The 17,023-nt window shown below is 61.8% G+C and carries 13 protein-coding genes and 2 riboswitches; of the genes, 4 read left to right on the top strand and 9 right to left on the bottom strand.

The window, feature by feature from the left end:
• Positions 1-9: 9 nt before the first annotated feature.
• Positions 10-1,314: an NAD-dependent dihydropyrimidine dehydrogenase subunit PreA gene (preA, locus tag SULPSESMR1_RS00460; RefSeq protein ID WP_089419060.1), complete on the bottom strand. Its 1,305-nt coding sequence runs from the start codon at positions 1,312-1,314 to the stop codon at positions 10-12.
• Between the two features lie 35 nt (positions 1,315-1,349).
• Positions 1,350-2,672: an NAD(P)-dependent oxidoreductase gene (locus SULPSESMR1_RS00455; protein WP_089419059.1), complete on the bottom strand. Its 1,323-nt coding sequence runs from the start codon at positions 2,670-2,672 to the stop codon at positions 1,350-1,352.
• A 335-nt stretch (positions 2,673-3,007) separates the two neighbouring features.
• On the opposite strand from SULPSESMR1_RS00455, the gene SULPSESMR1_RS00450 reads away from it, so the two are divergent.
• Positions 3,008-3,214, top strand: a complete 207-nt coding sequence (locus SULPSESMR1_RS00450; protein ID WP_028955124.1) for a cold-shock protein — start codon at positions 3,008-3,010, stop codon at positions 3,212-3,214.
• Between the two features lie 90 nt (positions 3,215-3,304).
• On the opposite strand, the gene SULPSESMR1_RS00445 is transcribed toward SULPSESMR1_RS00450, so the two are convergent.
• Entirely contained in the window at positions 3,305-3,991 is a 687-nt protein-coding gene (locus SULPSESMR1_RS00445; RefSeq protein ID WP_421086554.1) for an arylesterase, read from the bottom strand.
• A 2-nt stretch (positions 3,992-3,993) separates the two neighbouring features.
• On the opposite strand from SULPSESMR1_RS00445, the gene SULPSESMR1_RS00440 reads away from it, so the two are divergent.
• Together SULPSESMR1_RS00440 and SULPSESMR1_RS00435 are read left to right on the top strand one after the other, a co-directional pair.
• Positions 3,994-4,674 (top strand): ABC transporter ATP-binding protein, encoded by a 681-nt coding sequence (locus SULPSESMR1_RS00440; RefSeq protein ID WP_089419058.1) that lies wholly within the window; start codon positions 3,994-3,996, stop codon positions 4,672-4,674.
• Positions 4,671-7,199 (top strand): ABC transporter permease, encoded by a 2,529-nt coding sequence (locus SULPSESMR1_RS00435; protein ID WP_089419057.1) that lies wholly within the window; start codon positions 4,671-4,673, stop codon positions 7,197-7,199. Before SULPSESMR1_RS00440 ends, SULPSESMR1_RS00435 begins: the two co-directional genes overlap by 4 nt.
• Before the next feature lie 225 nt (positions 7,200-7,424).
• Here the strand turns inward: SULPSESMR1_RS00435 and gcvP are convergent, their stop codons facing one another.
• The 3 genes from gcvP to gcvT form a co-directional block, all read right to left on the bottom strand.
• Positions 7,425-10,274, bottom strand: coding sequence for an aminomethyl-transferring glycine dehydrogenase (gene gcvP / locus SULPSESMR1_RS00430; protein ID WP_089422049.1), 2,850 nt, complete (start codon positions 10,272-10,274; stop codon positions 7,425-7,427).
• 68 nt (positions 10,275-10,342) lie between these two features.
• Positions 10,343-10,702 carry a glycine cleavage system protein GcvH gene (gene gcvH / locus SULPSESMR1_RS00425; protein WP_089419056.1) on the bottom strand — a complete coding sequence of 120 codons (360 nt, stop codon included), beginning with the start codon at positions 10,700-10,702 and terminating at the stop codon, positions 10,343-10,345.
• Positions 10,703-10,721: 19 nt separating this feature from the next.
• The gene (gene gcvT / locus SULPSESMR1_RS00420; protein ID WP_089419055.1) at positions 10,722-11,834 is read right to left on the bottom strand and encodes a glycine cleavage system aminomethyltransferase GcvT; all 1,113 of its coding nucleotides are present in this window, start codon (positions 11,832-11,834) and stop codon (positions 10,722-10,724) included.
• Between the two features lie 74 nt (positions 11,835-11,908).
• Positions 11,909-11,983, bottom strand: a riboswitch (glycine riboswitch).
• A riboswitch (glycine riboswitch) is annotated at positions 11,984-12,073 on the bottom strand.
• Between the two features lie 88 nt (positions 12,074-12,161).
• Here gcvT and SULPSESMR1_RS00415 point away from each other — a divergent pair.
• The gene (locus tag SULPSESMR1_RS00415) at positions 12,162-12,719 is read left to right on the top strand and encodes a gamma-glutamylcyclotransferase family protein (protein WP_089419054.1); all 558 of its coding nucleotides are present in this window, start codon (positions 12,162-12,164) and stop codon (positions 12,717-12,719) included.
• Positions 12,720-12,804: 85 nt separating this feature from the next.
• Here SULPSESMR1_RS00415 and gltX read toward each other — a convergent pair whose 3' ends face one another.
• From gltX to SULPSESMR1_RS00400, 3 genes are all read right to left on the bottom strand, one after another.
• On the bottom strand, positions 12,805-14,139 hold the full coding sequence (gene gltX / locus SULPSESMR1_RS00410) for a glutamate--tRNA ligase (RefSeq protein WP_089419053.1): 1,335 nt from the start codon (positions 14,137-14,139) through the stop codon (positions 12,805-12,807).
• A gap of 149 nt (positions 14,140-14,288) precedes the next feature.
• A complete protein-coding gene (locus SULPSESMR1_RS00405; protein ID WP_240311440.1) occupies positions 14,289-14,978 on the bottom strand; it encodes a DUF1236 domain-containing protein in 690 nt (229 codons plus the stop codon).
• A 234-nt stretch (positions 14,979-15,212) separates the two neighbouring features.
• Entirely contained in the window at positions 15,213-16,871 is a 1,659-nt protein-coding gene (locus SULPSESMR1_RS00400) for an NAD+ synthase (protein ID WP_089419051.1), read from the bottom strand.
• Positions 16,872-17,023 lie beyond the last annotated feature (152 nt).

Genomic DNA, 17,023 nt, shown 5'->3' with positions numbered 1-17,023 from the left:
AAGCATCGCTTACTCGGCCGCCGTCGCGGACGGGTTGTTGGGGTGCGTCGTCCAGTTGGCATAGGACGGATCGACCACCTTGCCGGTGCGCGGATCGGTGGCGCCTGCGTCCATCGGAACCATGCTTATGCAATCCTCGACAGGGCAGACGTTGACGCACAGGTTGCAAGCGACGCATTCCTCGTCGATCACGGTGAACGTGCGATCTTCGGACATCGCGATGGCTTGGTGCGAAGTATCCTCGCAGGCGGCAAAGCAACGACCGCAGGAAATGCAGGCATCCTGATCAATCTTGGCCTTGGCGACATAGTTCAGGTTCAGCTGGTTCCAATCAGTCACATTCGGCACCGCCTTGCGCACCAACTGGTCAACCGAAGTCATGCCCTTGCTGTCCATATACTCCGACAGGCCCGAGATCATTTCCTGAACGATTTTAAAGCCATAGGTCATTACCGCCGTGCAGACCTGCACGTTGCCAGCGCCAAGCGCCAGAAACTCTGCCGCATCGCGCCATGTGGTGACGCCGCCGATACCGCTGATCGGCATGTCGGCGGTGGCGGGGTTGCGGGCAATTTCGGCTACCATGTTCAGGGCGATGGGTTTCACCGCAGGGCCGCAATAGCCGCCGTGCGTGCCCTTGCCGTCGATCATCGGTTCGGGCGCAAAGCTGTCCAGATTGACCGAGGTGATCGAGTTGATCGTGTTGATCAGCGACACCGCATCCGCCCCGCCGCGCTTGGCCGCTTCGGCGGGATACAGCACGTTGGTGATGTTCGGCGTCAGCTTCACGATCACCGGCATCCGCGTGTACATCTTGCACCAGCGGGTGACCATTTCGATGTATTCGGGCACCTGCCCCACCGCGCTGCCCATGCCACGTTCGGCCATGCCGTGCGGACAACCAAAATTCAGCTCGATCCCGTCTGCACCGGTGTCCTCGACATGGGGCAGAATCGCCTTCCACGCCTCTTCCTCGCAGGGGACCATGATCGACGCGATCAGGGCGCGGTCGGGATAGTCGCGTTTCACCGCCTTCATCTCGCGCAGGTTCACCTCCAGCGGGCGGTCGGTGATCAACTCGATGTTGTTCAGCCCCAGCAGACGCCGGTCCGCCCCCCAAATCGCGCCATAGCGCGGGCCGTTGACGTTGACGACCGGCAGCCCTTCCATGCCCAGGGTCTTCCAGACCACCCCGCCCCAGCCAGCGTCAAAGGCACGGCGGACGTTGTATTCCTTGTCCGTAGGCGGGGCCGAGGCCAGCCAGAAGGGATTCGGGCTTTTGATACCAACGAAGTCGCTTTGCAGATTTGCCATTACTATATCTCCTCAAAGTGGGCCGCAGCCCGACCTCAGCCCATCAAAGCCGAATGAATGTCCATCGCCGCATCGCGGCCTTCGGCAACGGCTGTCACCGTCAGGTCGTCCCCGCCCGAGGCACAGTCGCCCCCTGCCCAAACGCCATCGACGCTGGTGCGCCCTGCGCCGGTCACAGCGATCTTGCGTCCCTCAAGATCGGGTAGCCCATCGCCTTGCAACGTCTGACCAATGGCCTTGAACACCTGATCCGCAGGTAAGCGCAGCATTTCGCCGGTGCCTTTCATCGCTTCATCAACATATTCAAACTCGATCTCGCACACCGTGCCGTTGCCATGCACGGCAACAGGCACCGCATGGTTCACGATCCGCACGCCCTTGCTGGCGGCCAGATCCTGCTCGAACGGGCTGGCGTTCATCCGGTTACGGCCACGACGGTAGACCAGCGTGACGTTCAGCGCGCCTAGCAGTTTGGCCTGCACGGCAGCGTCCACCGCTGTCATGCCGCCACCAATCACAACCACGTCGCGCCCGATGGGCAGCGCCGTAAGGTCGGTCGACTGGCGCAGTTCCGAGATGAAATCGACCGCGTCCGACACGCCGCTCTTGTCCTCGCCCACGGCCCCCAGCGCGTTCACGCCGCCAAGGCCCATGCCCAGGAACACCGCGTCATGATCCGCCTTCAGCTGATCCAGCGTGAGGCCCGCGCCCAATGCCTTGCCGGTCTCGATGCGGATGCCGCCGATTTGCAGCAGCCAATCGACCTCGGCCTGCGCATAACCGTTGGGTGTCTTGTAGGCGGCGATGCCGAATTCGTTCAGCCCGCCGGGTTTGGGCCGCGCGTCATAGACCACGACGTCATGCCCCAGCATCGCCAGCCGGTGCGCGCAGGACAGACCCGCAGGCCCGGCGCCGACGACGGCGACAGTCTTGCCCGTCGCCTCGGCCCGCACAAAGGGATGAATGCCCTGCTGCTGCAGATGGTCGGTCGCATAGCGCTGCAACTGGCCGATCAGCACCGGCTTGCCCTCGGCGATTTCACGCACGCAGGCCTGTTCGCACAGCTGCTCGGTCGGACAGACGCGGGCGCACATGCCGCCCATGATGTTCTGGCTGAGGATCGTCTTGGCTGCCGCATCGGGCGTGCCCGTGGCGATCTGGCGAATGAACAGCGGAATATCAATGTCAGTGGGACAGGCCGCAATGCACGGCGCATCGTGGCAGAAATAGCAGCGATCGGCGGCGACCAGCGCCTCGTGCCCATCCAGCGGCGGATGAAGATCTGAAAACTGCGCGGCATAGGCACCCTGTTCCAGCCGCCCTGCCCTGATCCCCGGTGTGAACACATCATCAGCCATCTTCGTACTCCCAAGACTTTTTTGCTGTCATCTTTGTAAAAACGGTCACACGGAATTATTTTTTTATCAACTGGTAAAAAATAAAACTGCCGGAAAATGAGTGTACTTTCCGCCTCCAACGCTTAAAAACAGGGCAATGCAGACCATCGGCGCGGTCTTGCTCATAACGGGCCAGAGTCGGATTTTACTTGATTTCAATGCCAATAATGCGCATATGAAAACTGCGACGTTACGCCTATCGACCACACTGCTCCTTTACCGGCCCAGTCTCTCGATCTGTCTAGACTTTGCCGACCTGCCGCATTCCGTGGGCAGTTAACTAAAGGAGAACGACGATGGCTACTGGCACCGTCAAATGGTTTAACACAACAAAAGGCTACGGCTTTATCGCACCCGATGGCGGCAGCAAAGATGTGTTCGTGCACATTTCTGCTGTTGAGCGTTCGGGCCTGACCGGTCTGGCCGACAACCAAAAAGTCACTTTCGACATCGAAAATGGCCGCGACAACCGCGAAAGCGCGATCAACATCGCACTGGCATAAGCCTTTTTGTTGATATGATAGATGAAACGGGCGCTTCGGCGTCCGTTTTTGTTTGTGCATCAGGCGATTCGCTCTGACCGGCGGCGGCCGTCAACCCGAAGGCACCTGCGCAATCAGTTCCAGCACCTCTGGACCCAATCCTTCCACGATTTGCACCACCCCGTCTGCATTGGGATGAATGCCATCCGGTTGCATCAGCCCACGCACGGATGCAGGATCAGTGCCGATCTCACCCATTCCCTCAAAAAAGCTGGGGGCAAAAAGCGTGCCGTATTGCGTCGCCAACTCGGGATACATCGCATCAAAGGCTGCCTTATACTCGGGCCCGTAGTTACCCGGCGCCTGCATACCCACCAACAAAACCTGCACACCGGCCTGAGCCGCAGCCTGCAAAATCCCGTCCAGATTGACACGGCTGACCGCCGGATCAATGCCACGCAACAGATCGTTACCGCCTAACGCGACAATCATCGCATCCACATCCGGCGTCAGCGTCCACGCTGCCCGCGATAGACCGCCCGCAGTGGTGTCGCCCGACACACCCGCGTTCAACACCTGCACATCGGCACCGTGATCGCGCAACCAGCTTTCCAGCTGCGGGACAAATCCATCCTCTTGTGGCAGCCCGTACCCTTGGGTCAGGCTGTCGCCCATAGCTGCGATTACCAGCGGTTCGGCCATCGCCGGTCCTGACAAAACAGCAAGAATGCCGACTATCGCCTTGCGCATCGTGATCCAGCCTCCATATCCAAGCGTACCCCATATAAAGGTACGCATTCATGTCCAATCCAGTCCTGACCCTTGAAAATGCGATGTTAGCGCTGGATGGCAATGCCGGACGGATCGAAATTTTACATGGAATCAGCTTGCAGGTAGAGGCCGGCGAGACGGTCGGGCTGGTTGGGCCGTCGGGATCGGGCAAATCGTCGCTGCTGATGCTTATGGGCGGGCTGGAACGCGTAACCGGCGGCACGGTCATGGCGCTGGGCAATGACCTGACACAAATGAGCGAGGACGCACTGGCCCGCTTTCGCCGCGACAACATGGGCGTGGTGTTCCAGTCGTTTCACCTGATCCCGACCATGACCGCGCTCGAAAACGTGGCCACACCGCTGGAACTGGCCGGGGTCAGTGACGCCTTTGCGCGGGCCGAGGCAGAGCTGGCCACCGTGGGCCTTGCCCATCGCATCGGGCACTATCCTTCGCAGATGTCGGGCGGCGAACAGCAACGCGTGGCGCTGGCGCGCGCATCAGTCACACGGCCACGCATCCTGCTGGCGGACGAACCTACGGGCAATCTGGATCTGGCCAACGGTGATGCGATCATGGACATGCTCTTTGATCTGCGCGACCGGCACGGCGCGACGCTGGTTCTGGTGACACATTCCAACGCTCTGGCCGAACGCTGCGACCGCGTTGTGCGTCTGGTCGATGGCCGCATCGCGCAGGCGGGCGCATGAGCCTGCGTATCGCCGCACGTCTGGCCCGTCGCGAGCTGCGCGGCGGCTTGCACGGGTTTCGCATTTTCCTTGCGTGCCTTGCGCTTGGTGTCGCTGCCATTGCCGCTATCGGGTCGGTACGGTCCGCGATCGAAGCGGGTCTGGCCCGCGAGGGTGCCGCCTTGCTGGGTGGTCAGGCCGAGATGGACTTTACCTATCGCTTTGCCACCGATGCCGAACGCGCGTGGATGGGCGAAGTGGCCGACGAAATCTCTCAGATCGTTGATTTCCGCTCGATGGCCGTCGTGGACCGTGATGGCTCCTCCGAGCGCGGGCTGACGCAGGTCAAGGCCGTTGATGACGCATATCCGCTGATCGGTAGCGTTGGTTTGACCCCCGACATCCCGCTGGCGCAAGCGCTTGGCGATCAAAACGGCCTGCCCGGTGCGATCATGGAACAGGTGCTGGCCGACCGTCTGGGCCTGACGGCAGGCGACACCCTGCGGCTGGGCACACAAGACTTCCACCTCAGTGCCCTGCTGACCCGCGAACCTGACAGGGCTGGCGCGGGCTTTGGCCTTGGCCCGCGCACCATTGTGCGTACACAGGCGCTGGAGGCATCGGGGTTGCTGGCAACCGGAACGCTGTTCAACACGAAATACCGCCTGATCCTGCCGCCACAATCAGATCTGGACACGTTGGAACAGACCGCCGAGAGCAAGTTCGGAGACGCGGGCATGCGCTGGCGCGACTCCCGCAACGGCGCGCCGGGTGTTGCACGGTTCGTCGAGCGGCTGGGGGCATTTCTGGTACTGGTCGGTCTGTCTGGTCTGGCCGTGGGCGGCGTTGGCGTATCGGCAGCAGTGCGTGCCTATCTGGCCGAGAAAACCAGCGTCATCGCAACCCTGCGCACTTTGGGGGCCGAGCGCGCGACGATCTTCCAGACCTACTTTATCCAGATCGGCGCACTGTCACTGCTAGGTATTTTTATTGGCCTTGTTCTGGGCGCTGTCGCGCCCCTGCTGCTGGCCCCTATGATCGAAGCTCGCCTGCCGATACCGGCGAAAATCGCCGTCTACCCCCGCCCGCTGGTCGAGGCCGCGATTTACGGCGTGCTAACCGCGTTCATCTTCACCCTATGGCCGCTGGCCCGTGCCGAAGATGTGCGCGCCGCCACCCTGTTCCGCGACGCCTTGGGCAGCACGCGACTGCTGCCCAAGGCCCGCTATGTCATCGCTGCCGGTGTCGGGCTGGCGCTGCTGGTCGGACTGGCGGGGCTGTTCTCTGGCACATGGCGACTGACACTATGGATGGCGGGCGGCATCACTGGCGCACTGGTGTTGCTGGCGTTGGCGGCGTGGGTCATCCGCTGGACCTCGCGGCGTGGCGCGCGCATGGCACAAGGGCACCCGGCTCTGCGATGGGCGCTGGCGGCCATCTCCGGCCCGCGCGAAGGTGCGACATCCACAGTGTTGTCACTGGGCCTCGGCCTATCGGTGCTGGCTGCGGTGGGCCAGATTGACGGCAACCTGCGCACCGCCATCGCGGGCAACCTGCCCGACGTCGCCCCGTCCTACTTCTTCGTCGACATCCAGAAAGACCAGATGGACGGCTTTAATGCACGGCTGGCCTACGACCCCGACGTGCGCCGCGTCGACAGCGCCCCGATGCTGCGCGGCGTCATCACCCGCATCAACGACAAACCCGCCAGAGAGGTCGCCGGTGACCATTGGGTCACGCGTGGCGACCGTGGCGTGACCTATGCCACCAACTTGCCCGAGCGCACGAAGATCACCGCAGGCGAATGGTGGGCACCCGACTACACAGGCCCGCCCCTGATCAGCTTTGCCACCGAAGAAGCTGACGAAATGGGCCTGCGCCTTGGCGACACAATGACGATCAACGTCTTGGGCCGCGAGATCACCGGCACCATCACCTCGTTCCGCGAGGTCGATTTCTCCAATGCTGGCATCGGCTTTGTCATGACAATGAACCCCGCCGCCCTGTCCGGCGCGCCGCACAGCTATATCTCGACGGTCTACGCAGAACCTGAAGCAGAAGCCGCCATATTGCGCGATCTGGGCACCGCCTATCCCAACATCACCGCTATCCGCGTGCGTGACGCGATTGATCGCGTCGCCGAGGTGCTGGCAGGCGTTGCAGCCGCCAGTTCCTATGGTGCTGCGGCGACTCTGCTCACCGGATTTCTGGTGCTGATCGGGGCCGCCTCGGCGGGCACCCAATCGCGCACCTATGAGGCCGCCGTTCTGAAAACCCTCGGCGCGTCGCGTAGACGTATCCTGATCAGCTTTGCCATTCGTGCCGCCCTGCTGGGCCTAGCCGCAGGACTGGTCGCTTTGGGTGCGGGCATCGCAGGCGGCTGGGCCGTGTCGCGCTTTGTGATGGAAACCGGCTATCAGGTGATCTGGCCCTCGGCTCTGGCGATCATCGCGGGTGGCGTTCTCGCCACTCTGATGGCAGGGCTTGCCTTTGCATGGGGCCCGCTCTCGGCCCGACCGGCCCACGTGCTTCGGGCGCGGGAATGAAACTTTTATGCCTCCGGCGGGGATATTTTCCAGCCAAAAGAAGACACGAAATATTAACCAATTTGCGATGAACTGATGTGACGGTACAGGCGGGGACGCCGATGACCGTGCCAGAAGAAACGACTTACCGTTTCGGGCGGGGGGCGCTGTCACCAACGCCTCCCGTCATTCTTTTGGCTGGAAAATATCCTGGGGGAGGCCCGACAGGGCCGGGGGCAAAGCCCCCTATTCAGCGGCCTCGGCGTAGGTTTCCATCGGCGGACACGTGCAGATCAGGTTGCGGTCGCCGTGCACGTTGTCGACGCGGTTCACCGGTGGCCAGTATTTGTCCACGCGGAACGCGCCGGGAGGAAAGCAGCCCTGTTCGCGCGTGTATGGACGGTCCCAGTCGCGCACCAGATCTTCCATCGTGTGCGGCGCATTCTTCAGCGGGTTGTTGGCGCTGTCGATCCGGCCTTCCGTGATGTCGTCGATCTCGGCGCGGATCGCCAGCATCGCATCGCAAAAGCGGTCCAGCTCGGCCTTGGTTTCGCTCTCTGTCGGCTCGACCATCAGCGTTCCCGCCACAGGCCAGCTCATCGTCGGCGCGTGAAAACCGCAATCGACCAGCCGCTTGGCGATGTCCTCGACCGTAACACCCGCCGCCGCGTCAAATGGGCGGACATCCAGAATGCATTCATGTGCCACCCTGCCCGAAGGCCCCTTATAGAGCACGTCAAACGCCCCTTCGAGCCGCTTGGCAATGTAGTTGGCGTTCAGGATCGCCACGCGTGTCGCCTGCGTCAGACCATCGCCGCCCATCATCAGGCAATAGGCCCAGCTGATCGGCAACAACGATGGCGACCCGAAGGGCGCGGCGCTGACCGGTCCTTCGGTGCCGCCGGTAGACGGATGCCCCGGAAGGTGCGGGATCAGGTGGCTTTTGACACCGATGGGGCCCATGCCCGGACCTCCGCCGCCATGCGGGATGCAGAACGTCTTGTGCAGGTTCAGGTGACTGACATCACCACCCAGATCGCCGGGGCGCGACAGGCCGACCATTGCATTCATGTTGGCCCCGTCGATATAGACCTGACCGCCATGTTCATGCGTAATCGCCGTCACCTCGTTCACTGTTTCCTCGAACACCCCGTGGGTCGACGGATAGGTGATCATGCAACCGGCCAGTTTGTCGGCGTGCAGCTCGGCCTTGGCCCTGAAGTCGTCCAGATCGATATCGCCATTGGCCGCAGACTTGATCGGCACCACCTTCCAGCCGACCATCTGGGCGCTGGCGGGGTTGGTGCCATGCGCGCTCATCGGGATCAGGCAAATGTTGCGATGTCCCTGCCCGTTCTCGCGGTGATAGGCCGCGATGGTCAGCAGCCCCGCATATTCCCCCTGCGCACCCGAGTTCGGCTGCATCGAGATCGCGTCATAACCGGTGATCTGGCACAGCTTGTCACTGAGATCGGCAATCATCTCGGCATAGCCTTCGGCCTGATCGGCAGGCACGAACGGGTGCAGCAACGAGAACTCATCCCACGTCACCGGCATCATTTCGGCCGCCGAGTTCAGCTTCATCGTGCACGAGCCCAGCGGGATCATCGCGCGGTCCAGCGCCAGATCACGGTCGGCCAGACGGCGCATATAGCGCATCATTTCCGTCTCGGCGCGGTTCATATGAAAGATCGGGTGGGTCAGGTAATCTGAGGTGCGCACCAGATCGTCGGGCACACGGTATTCCGGTTCAAAGTCGCTGTCCTCGGCCTCCAGACCAAACGCGCGCCAGACCGCTTCGATGTCTGCGGGGCGGGTCCGCTCGTCCAGACTGATGCCGACGCGGGTTTCACCGACGCGGCGCAGGTTGATGCCTTCGTCTACCGCGGATTTCATCACCGCCGATTGCAGCGGTCCCACATCCACCGTCACCGTGTCGAAATATACCTTGGGATCGACGGTAAAACCTGCGGCCTCAAGGCCCCGCGCCATGCGCACGGTTTTGCGGTGGATGCGTTGGGCGATGGCCTTCAGCCCCTGCGGCCCGTGAAACACCGCATACATCGACGCCATCACGGCCAACAGCGCCTGTGCGGTACACACGTTCGACGTGGCCTTTTCACGGCGGATATGCTGCTCGCGGGTTTGCAGCGACAACCGGTAGGCGCGGTTGCCGTGGCTGTCGATGCTGACGCCCACAATCCGGCCCGGCATGGCGCGTTTCATCTCGTCACGGCACGCCATATAGGCGGCGTGCGGCCCGCCGTAGCCGACAGGCACGCCAAAGCGCTGCGTGCTGCCCACCGCAATATCCGCGCCCATCGCGCCGGGTTCTTTCAGCAATGTCAGCGACAGGGGGTCGGCACTGACGATACCGATGGCCTTTGCCGCGTGCAGCGCCTCCATCTGGGCGGTGAAATCACGCACGTGGCCATAGGTGCCGGGATACTGAAAGATCGCCCCAAAGACGGCATCGGGGTCCATATCTTCGGGCTTGCCCACGATCACCTCGATGCCCAGAGGGGCCGCGCGGGTCTGCATCACCGCGATGTTCTGCGGGTGGCAGTCGCGATCGACGAAAAACCCGCGGACCTTGGACTTGGACACCCGCTGCGCCATCGTCATCGCCTCGGCGCAGGCGGTGGATTCGTCCAGCAGCGAGGCGTTGGCAACTTCGAGCCCAGTCAGATCGCTGATCATCGTCTGGAAGTTCAGCAGCGCCTCAAGCCGACCTTGGGAAATCTCGGGCTGGTAGGGCGTATAGGCCGTGTACCACGCCGGATTTTCCAGAATGTTGCGCTGGATCGCGGGGGGCGTCACCGTGCCGTAATAGCCCTGCCCGATCAGGCTGGTCAGCACGCGGTTCTTGCCCGCCACTTCCGCCATGTGGTGCAGCAGCTCGCGTTCCGACTTGGCCTTGCCGAAATCCAGCGGTTCCTTTTGCCGGATGGCTTTGGGCAGCGTGTCGTCAATCAGCGCCTCAAGTGTCCCGGCCCCAACCACTTTGAGCATATCGGCCATCTCTTGTGGCGACGGGCCGATGTGACGGCGGTTGGCGAAATCATATGGCAAATACTCGGTCGGCGTGAACGACATGCGAACATCCCCTGCATTGGTGTTACGGTAACGGGGCCGCCCCTTTTCGAAGGGCGGCATAGTTGGTCTCAGGCGATGAACTTCTGATAGGCGGCCTCGTCCATCAACTCTTCAAGCTGCGACGGGTCGCTGACGGTCATCTTGAAGAACCATGCTTCGCCCTGCGGGTCGTCGTTGACCTTGCCGGGGTTATCGACCAGCATCTCGTTCACTTCCGTGATCTCGCCGTCGACGGGGGCCAGAATGTCCGACGCCGCCTTAACGGATTCGATCACGACAATCTCGTCGTCCTTGCTAACCACTGTGCCGACTTCTGGCAGTTCCACGAACACCACATCGCCCAGTTGCTCTGCCGCGTGAACGGTAATGCCCACAACCATTTCGCCGTCTTCATCGCGCAGCCATTCGTGTTCTTCTGTGAATTTCATTGGTTGGTCTCCTGATGGTTTATCTTTTGAAATTGGCAGGCACAAAAGGCAAAGCTGCCACCTGTACCGGCATCCGTTTGCCACGCACCTCGCCCCACAGGGCAGTGCCGACGCTGGCCTGATCGACACTGACATAACCCATTGCAACAGGTCCACCGACAGTGGGACCAAAACCGCCGCTGGTCACATGGCCAACCGGATCGGTCGCCGTTTCATCCGCGTAGATGGCCACACCTTCGCGCATCGGCGCGCGACCTTCGGGCAGCAGACCAACGCGTTTGCGTGCGGGGGTTACCAGCGCTGTGCCAGCGCCGGGAAACCCGCCAGCGCGATCACCACCGGCGCGGCGCACCTTTTGCACCGCCCACATCAAGCCACCTTCGGCGGGTGTGGTGGTGGTGTCGATATCATGTCCATAAAGGCACAGCCCCGCCTCGAGCCGCAGCGAATCCCGCGCGCCCAGCCCAATGGGGGCTACGCCGTCTTGTGCCAGAAGCCTGCGCACCAGCGCCTCGGCCTCGGTTGCTGCCACCGAAATCTCGTATCCGTCCTCGCCGGTATAGCCCGAGCGCGACGCCCAGACAGCGACGCCGTCCAACTCCAGATCGGCCACATCCATAAACCGCATCCTTGCGGCCCGTGTATCCAGACCGGCCACAGCCGCCTCGGCCCCCGGCCCCTGCACCGCGATCAACGCACGGTCGTCCAGTTCGGTCACCGTCACCGCAGGCTCCAGCGCCGCCCGCATCCGCGCAATATCCGCGCCCTTGCAAGCGGCATTGACCACCACCAGCAGATCGTCGCCCCGCCGCGCGAACATCAGATCATCCTCGATCCCGCCTGCGTCATTGGTGAAAAACCCGTAACGTTGCCGCCCGTCGCCCAGTCCCAGCACGTCCTGCGGCACCAAGGTCTCGAACGCCTGTGCGACCGCCTCCCACGACGCGCCCGACAGGGTCACCTGCCCCATGTGGCTGACATCGAACAGGCCCGCAGCACTGCGTGTGTGGTTGTGTTCGCCCATCACGCCCATCGGATATTGCACTGGCATGGCGTAACCCGCAAAGGGCACCATCTTGGCGCCCAGTTCCACGTGCAGATCATAAAGCGGCGTGTGCAGATCGTCAGACATCGGTCTCTCCTTTGACCGGGTCCGTTGGAACAACAGGCCGGCATCATACGACGCGCCAAAATGGCTGCGCCTGCGATGCCCCCTCTGTCCTGTCGCCTGAGATCGTTATCCCTTCGGCGGGTGCTTGGCACCACTCTCCAGAGTCCTCATATCCTGTCACGGTCCTGTTGCCTGAGAGTTTCCGGGGCGGTTGCTCCTTCGGCACCGGCACCTTAGGCCGGTTCTCCCATGACGGATGGTCGGATAAGTAGCCAAGAGCGTCGGTTACAGTCAATAGCCGATAGCTGCATCTTGACACTGCGCGCCCGGCAACTGACACAAGCGCTCATGAAAGCACCATACTTCTTTGGTTACGGAAGCCTCGTCAACCGCGCCACGCACGCATACCCCGAAGCGCAAACCGCCACCCTGTCAGGATGGCGTCGTGCATGGGTGCGCGCCCGTGAACGCGACGATCTGGTCTTTTTGACAGCGGTTCCCGATCCGGCAGCGCGAATCTCCGGATTGATCGCAGCGGTGCCAAACGCTGATTGGGTGGCGCTGGATACCCGTGAAACCGGATACCGTCGCCGCGATGCAACAGATGCGGTCACCCATGTTGCAACGCAAGCCGAGTCAATCGCCGTCTACGCTATCGACCCGCGCGACATGCGACGCGAGGGTCAGCACCACATTCTGCAAAGCTATCTTGATGTGGTCGTTCAGGGGTTCCTGAACGAATTTGGAGAAGAGGGCGTGGCCGAGTTCTTCGCCACCACCTCGGGCTGGGACACGCCCGTGCTGAATGATCGTGCCAAACCGCTCTATCCCCGCGCCCAAGTGCTGACCACATTCGAAACCGCGCTGGTCGACCATCACCTCGCCCGCGCCAGGGTTGGCCTTTAAAGCAAAAGGGCCACGCAAACGCGCGGCCCTGTGACTTCATCTTGCCCGAAAACTCCACCCGGAGGGTCGGCTTGCGCCATGCGCCTCAGCCGCGTGCTTTCACAACCTGCAACAGCGGCATCACCGCTGACATGTCCGGCCCGTGGCTCTGCCCTGTCAGCGCCTTGCGCAGCGGCATGAACAGCCCGCGGCCCTTGCGGCCCGTGGCCTCTTTGACGGTGGCAGTCCATGTTCCCCAAGTGCTTTCGTCGAACGGACCTTCCGGCAGCAGGGTCATCGCTTGGGCAACAAAATCCGCGTCCTCGGCGTCAATCTCGGGGTCTGCGCCATCGCGGAACATCACCCACCAAGCGTCCATATCTTTCAGCGTGTTGATGTTTTCGCGGGTCACCGCCCAGAACGCAGGTGCCAGTTCCGCAGGTACGCCCAAGGCTTCGATCTCCGCGCGAACTTCCTCCAGCGGCAGCGTCTGCAAATAGCGTCCGGTCAGCGGATACAGGTCCGCCTCGTCGAACTTGGTCGGGGCCGAGCCAAAGCGGTTCACGTCAAAGCCGTCGATCAGCGCGCTCAAATCGGTACGCAATTCGACCGGATCGGACGACCCCAGACGCGCCATCAGCGACAGCAGCGCCATCGGTTGAACCCCGGCCGAACGCAGATCGCGCAGCGACAGCGTGCCCAGACGTTTCGACAGAGCCTCGCCCTTCGGGCCGGTCAGCAGCGAATGGTGGGCAAAGGCAGGGGGCGTGCCACCCAGCGCCTTGATGATCTGGATCTGTGTCGCAGTGTTGGTCACATGGTCCGACCCGCGCACCACATGGGTCACGCCCATTTCAACGTCATCCACCACCGAGGCCAGCGTATACAGCATCTGGCCATCACCGCGGATCAGCACCGGGTCCGAGACGCTGGCTGCATCAATCGAGATGTCACCCAGAATACCGTCAGTCCATTCGATCCGTTCGCGGTCCAGCTTGAACCGCCACACGCCATCGCCGCGTTCCGTACGCAAGGCGTCACGTTCGGCATCGCTCAACGCCAGTGCAGCGCGGTCATAGACTGGCGGTTTGCCCATGTTCAGTTGTTTCTTGCGCTTTAGATCCAGTTCGGTGGGCGTCTCGAAGGCTTCATAAAACCGACCCGCCGCCCGCAGTTTGTCCGCGGCTTCCTCGTAGCGGTCCAGCCGATCGGACTGACGCTCGACGCGGTCCCAATGCAGCCCCAACCATTCAAGGTCTTGCTTGATGGCGTCCACATATTCCTCTTTTGAACGCTCGGGATCGGTGTCGTCGATGCGCAGGATAAAGCTGCCGCCCGACTGTCGCGCGATCATGAAATTCATCAGCGCCGTGCGCAGGTTGCCAACGTGGATGTATCCCGTGGGCGACGGGGCGAAACGGGTGGTGATCTGATTGGACATGGGCGCTCTCCTGTTAGGCGCCGAAGTGTCACAGGGCGCGGGATTTGTCCAGATCAGCCAGCGCACCGGCACAAGCGCGCACACCGCCACCGAAACGCAAAAGGCCCGAACCTCTGTCCGGGCCTTGCGCGTGTCTCGCCCTTATCCGCTTAGCGAATGACTTGCACGATGGCGTTGGTCTGTGCGCCAACCACAACGGTCTGGCCGTTGATTGTCACATAACGCAGGCCCTCTTGCGGCACTTCGTAGGTTGTCACGTTGTCTGGCACGGTCGCGCCCACCACAACTTCGCCGTCCAGATAGACAGTCTCGACCGGATTGGTCGTGACATATGTAACGGTTTCGGTCGTCGGCTCAACTGCAGCCGATCCTGCCGCACCACCGACAATTCCCCCTGCGATGATGCCACCGATCGGGCCACCCACCGCGTAGGCGGCCAGTGCACCGATCGTCGCACCAGCAGCGGCCCCGGCGTTTTGGTCAGATTGCGTTTGGGCGGCGTCTTCGTAGGTCACGCTGTTGACTTCAACAGTTGCCGGACGCGTGCTGAGCGCAACGGCCTGTTCCTCAACCGAAACAGCCAGATAGTCGGAAGAAGACCAACCGGTTTTGCCTTCAAAGTTGATCTTGCACCACGATGCTTCGCTCAGGCAGCCTTCAAGCGCGGCGGCCTGACCGCCGGGAATAACGCCGACCACTTCATATTTCGGGCCGGGGCCGCTGCGAATGTTCAAATCAGTTGCGGCAATCGCTTCGCCGGTCTGTGCAAAAGCCGGGACCGCTGCTGTCAGGGCAATGACGGATGCCATGCCTATTTTACCGAGTGTCGAAAAGTTCATCTTAATTCCTCCGCAACGGTCGGGCCCCGTTCTGGGTGCCACCTGTTTCCCATTGCTTGACTGAGGGCACAACGGCGCAGAGCGGCACGAGTTCCGGACAGAATTTGCAGCATTGGCGGACAGCGGTCACAATTACACCATTTGCGCAAACTCCCGCCAACGCACCGAAAACTATCGGCAAAAACTGTCCTGCCTCTAAAAGAGCGGGAACCGGATCATCCCGTCGGGTTTTCGTCAGCTTTTGTCGCGCCAGCGGTTCACGATGGGATAGCGCCGGTCCAACCAGAAGGCATGTTTGGTCAACCGTGCACCCGGGGCCGACTGGAACCGCTTATATTCACTCAGAAACAGCAACCGCTCGATCTTTTGCGCGGTCTCGCGGTCAAATCCGGCGGCAACGCAATCGACGATGCTGCCGTCCTGATCCACCAGAATTTCCAGAATCGCATCCAGCTCAGGGTAATCGGGCAGGCTGTCGCTGTCTTTTTGATCGTCGCGCAGCTCGGCGCTGGGAGGTTTGGTGATGATCCGCTGCGGGATCACTTCACCTGCATTGCCCATCATCCAGTCGCGGTGATTGGCGTTGCGCCATTCGCAGGTGGTGAAAACCCGAGTCTTGTACATATCCTTGATCGGATTGTACCCACCTGCCATGTCGCCATAGATCGTGGCATAGCCCACCGCGACTTCGGATTTGTTGCCGGTGGTCAGCAGCATTTCCCCGAACTTGTTGCTCATCGCCATCAACAACAGACCGCGCAGGCGCGACTGGATGTTTTCTTCGGTCAAGTCGGGCTCCATCCCTTCGAACAGCGGCGCCAGCGTGTTGGTGATCGCCGCGCGCCCTTCGGCGATGGGGACATAGTCATAGTGACAGCCCAGCGCCCTGGCACAGCTTTCGGCATCTTCCAGACTGTCGGGGCTGGTGTATTCCGACGGCAGCATCACACAGCGCACATTCTCGGGGCCGATGGCATCGGCGGCAATGGTCGCGACCAGCGCACTGTCGACGCCGCCCGACATTCCCAACAGCGCCTTTTTAAAGCCTGTCTTGGCCATGTAGTCGCGCAACGCCATGACCATCACGTGATAGTCCTGCTCCCAGTCATCCGGCTGCGGGGCAATCTCGCCCTCGACCACGCGCCAGCCTTCGGGGCCACGCAACAGATCCACGTGGGTAATAGCCTCGGCCATCACCGGCATCCGCATCGCCAGTTTGCCACCGGGATTCAGCGCAAAGGAAGCGCCGTCAAAGACCTGATCATCCTGACCGCCCACCATATTCAGATAGATCAGCGGCAAGCCGGTTTCGACCACGCGGGCGACCATATGGTTCAGCCGCGTTTCCATTTTGCCGCGGTAGTAGGGCGATCCGTTAGGCACCAACAAGAACTCGGCCCCTGTCTCTTGCAGGGTTTCGGCCACATCCTCGTGCCACGCATCTTCACAGATCGGGCTGCCCACGCGGGCATTGCCCACGCTGTACGGACCACCCAGAGGGCCTGCATCAAAAACACGGACCTCATCAAAGACGGTCTCGTTCGGCAGGTGATGTTTGAGCACGCGGCTGACGATACGCCCGCCACGACAGATCAGATAAGCGTTGAACAGCTCGGTTCCCTCGACCCACGGGCTGCCGATGGCCAGTGTCGGACCATCGGCGCAATCGCGCGCCAGATCCTTGACCGCCTGAATGGCTGCGGTGTGAAACGCGGGCTTCATCACCAGATCCTGCACGTTATAGCCGATGATGAACATCTCGGGCAGGGCCACCATATCGGCTCCGGCCTCGCGTCCGGCTTCCCATGCGGCACGGGCCTTGGCGGCATTGCCGTCGATGTCACCGACAGTGGGGTTCATCTGCCCCAGCGTGATGCGAAAAGTGTCGGCCATGTTTGCGCTCCGAAAATATCCTCGTGCCCCTATACGGTCTGGCAGCATCACGTAAAAGACCCCAGCAGGCAATTCCCCGTGCCCACGCGCTTGTGTTGTCACCAAAGGGTGCAAAGCCATTGCGACCCCCTCACGGTTTCTTTACCCTTCGG

The organism is Pseudosulfitobacter pseudonitzschiae (genome assembly GCF_002222635.1).
GTDB lineage: Bacteria > Pseudomonadota > Alphaproteobacteria > Rhodobacterales > Rhodobacteraceae > Pseudosulfitobacter > Pseudosulfitobacter pseudonitzschiae_A.
Note: the sequence above shows the minus strand (reverse complement) of the source record. Positions and strands in the feature narration are given on the sequence as shown.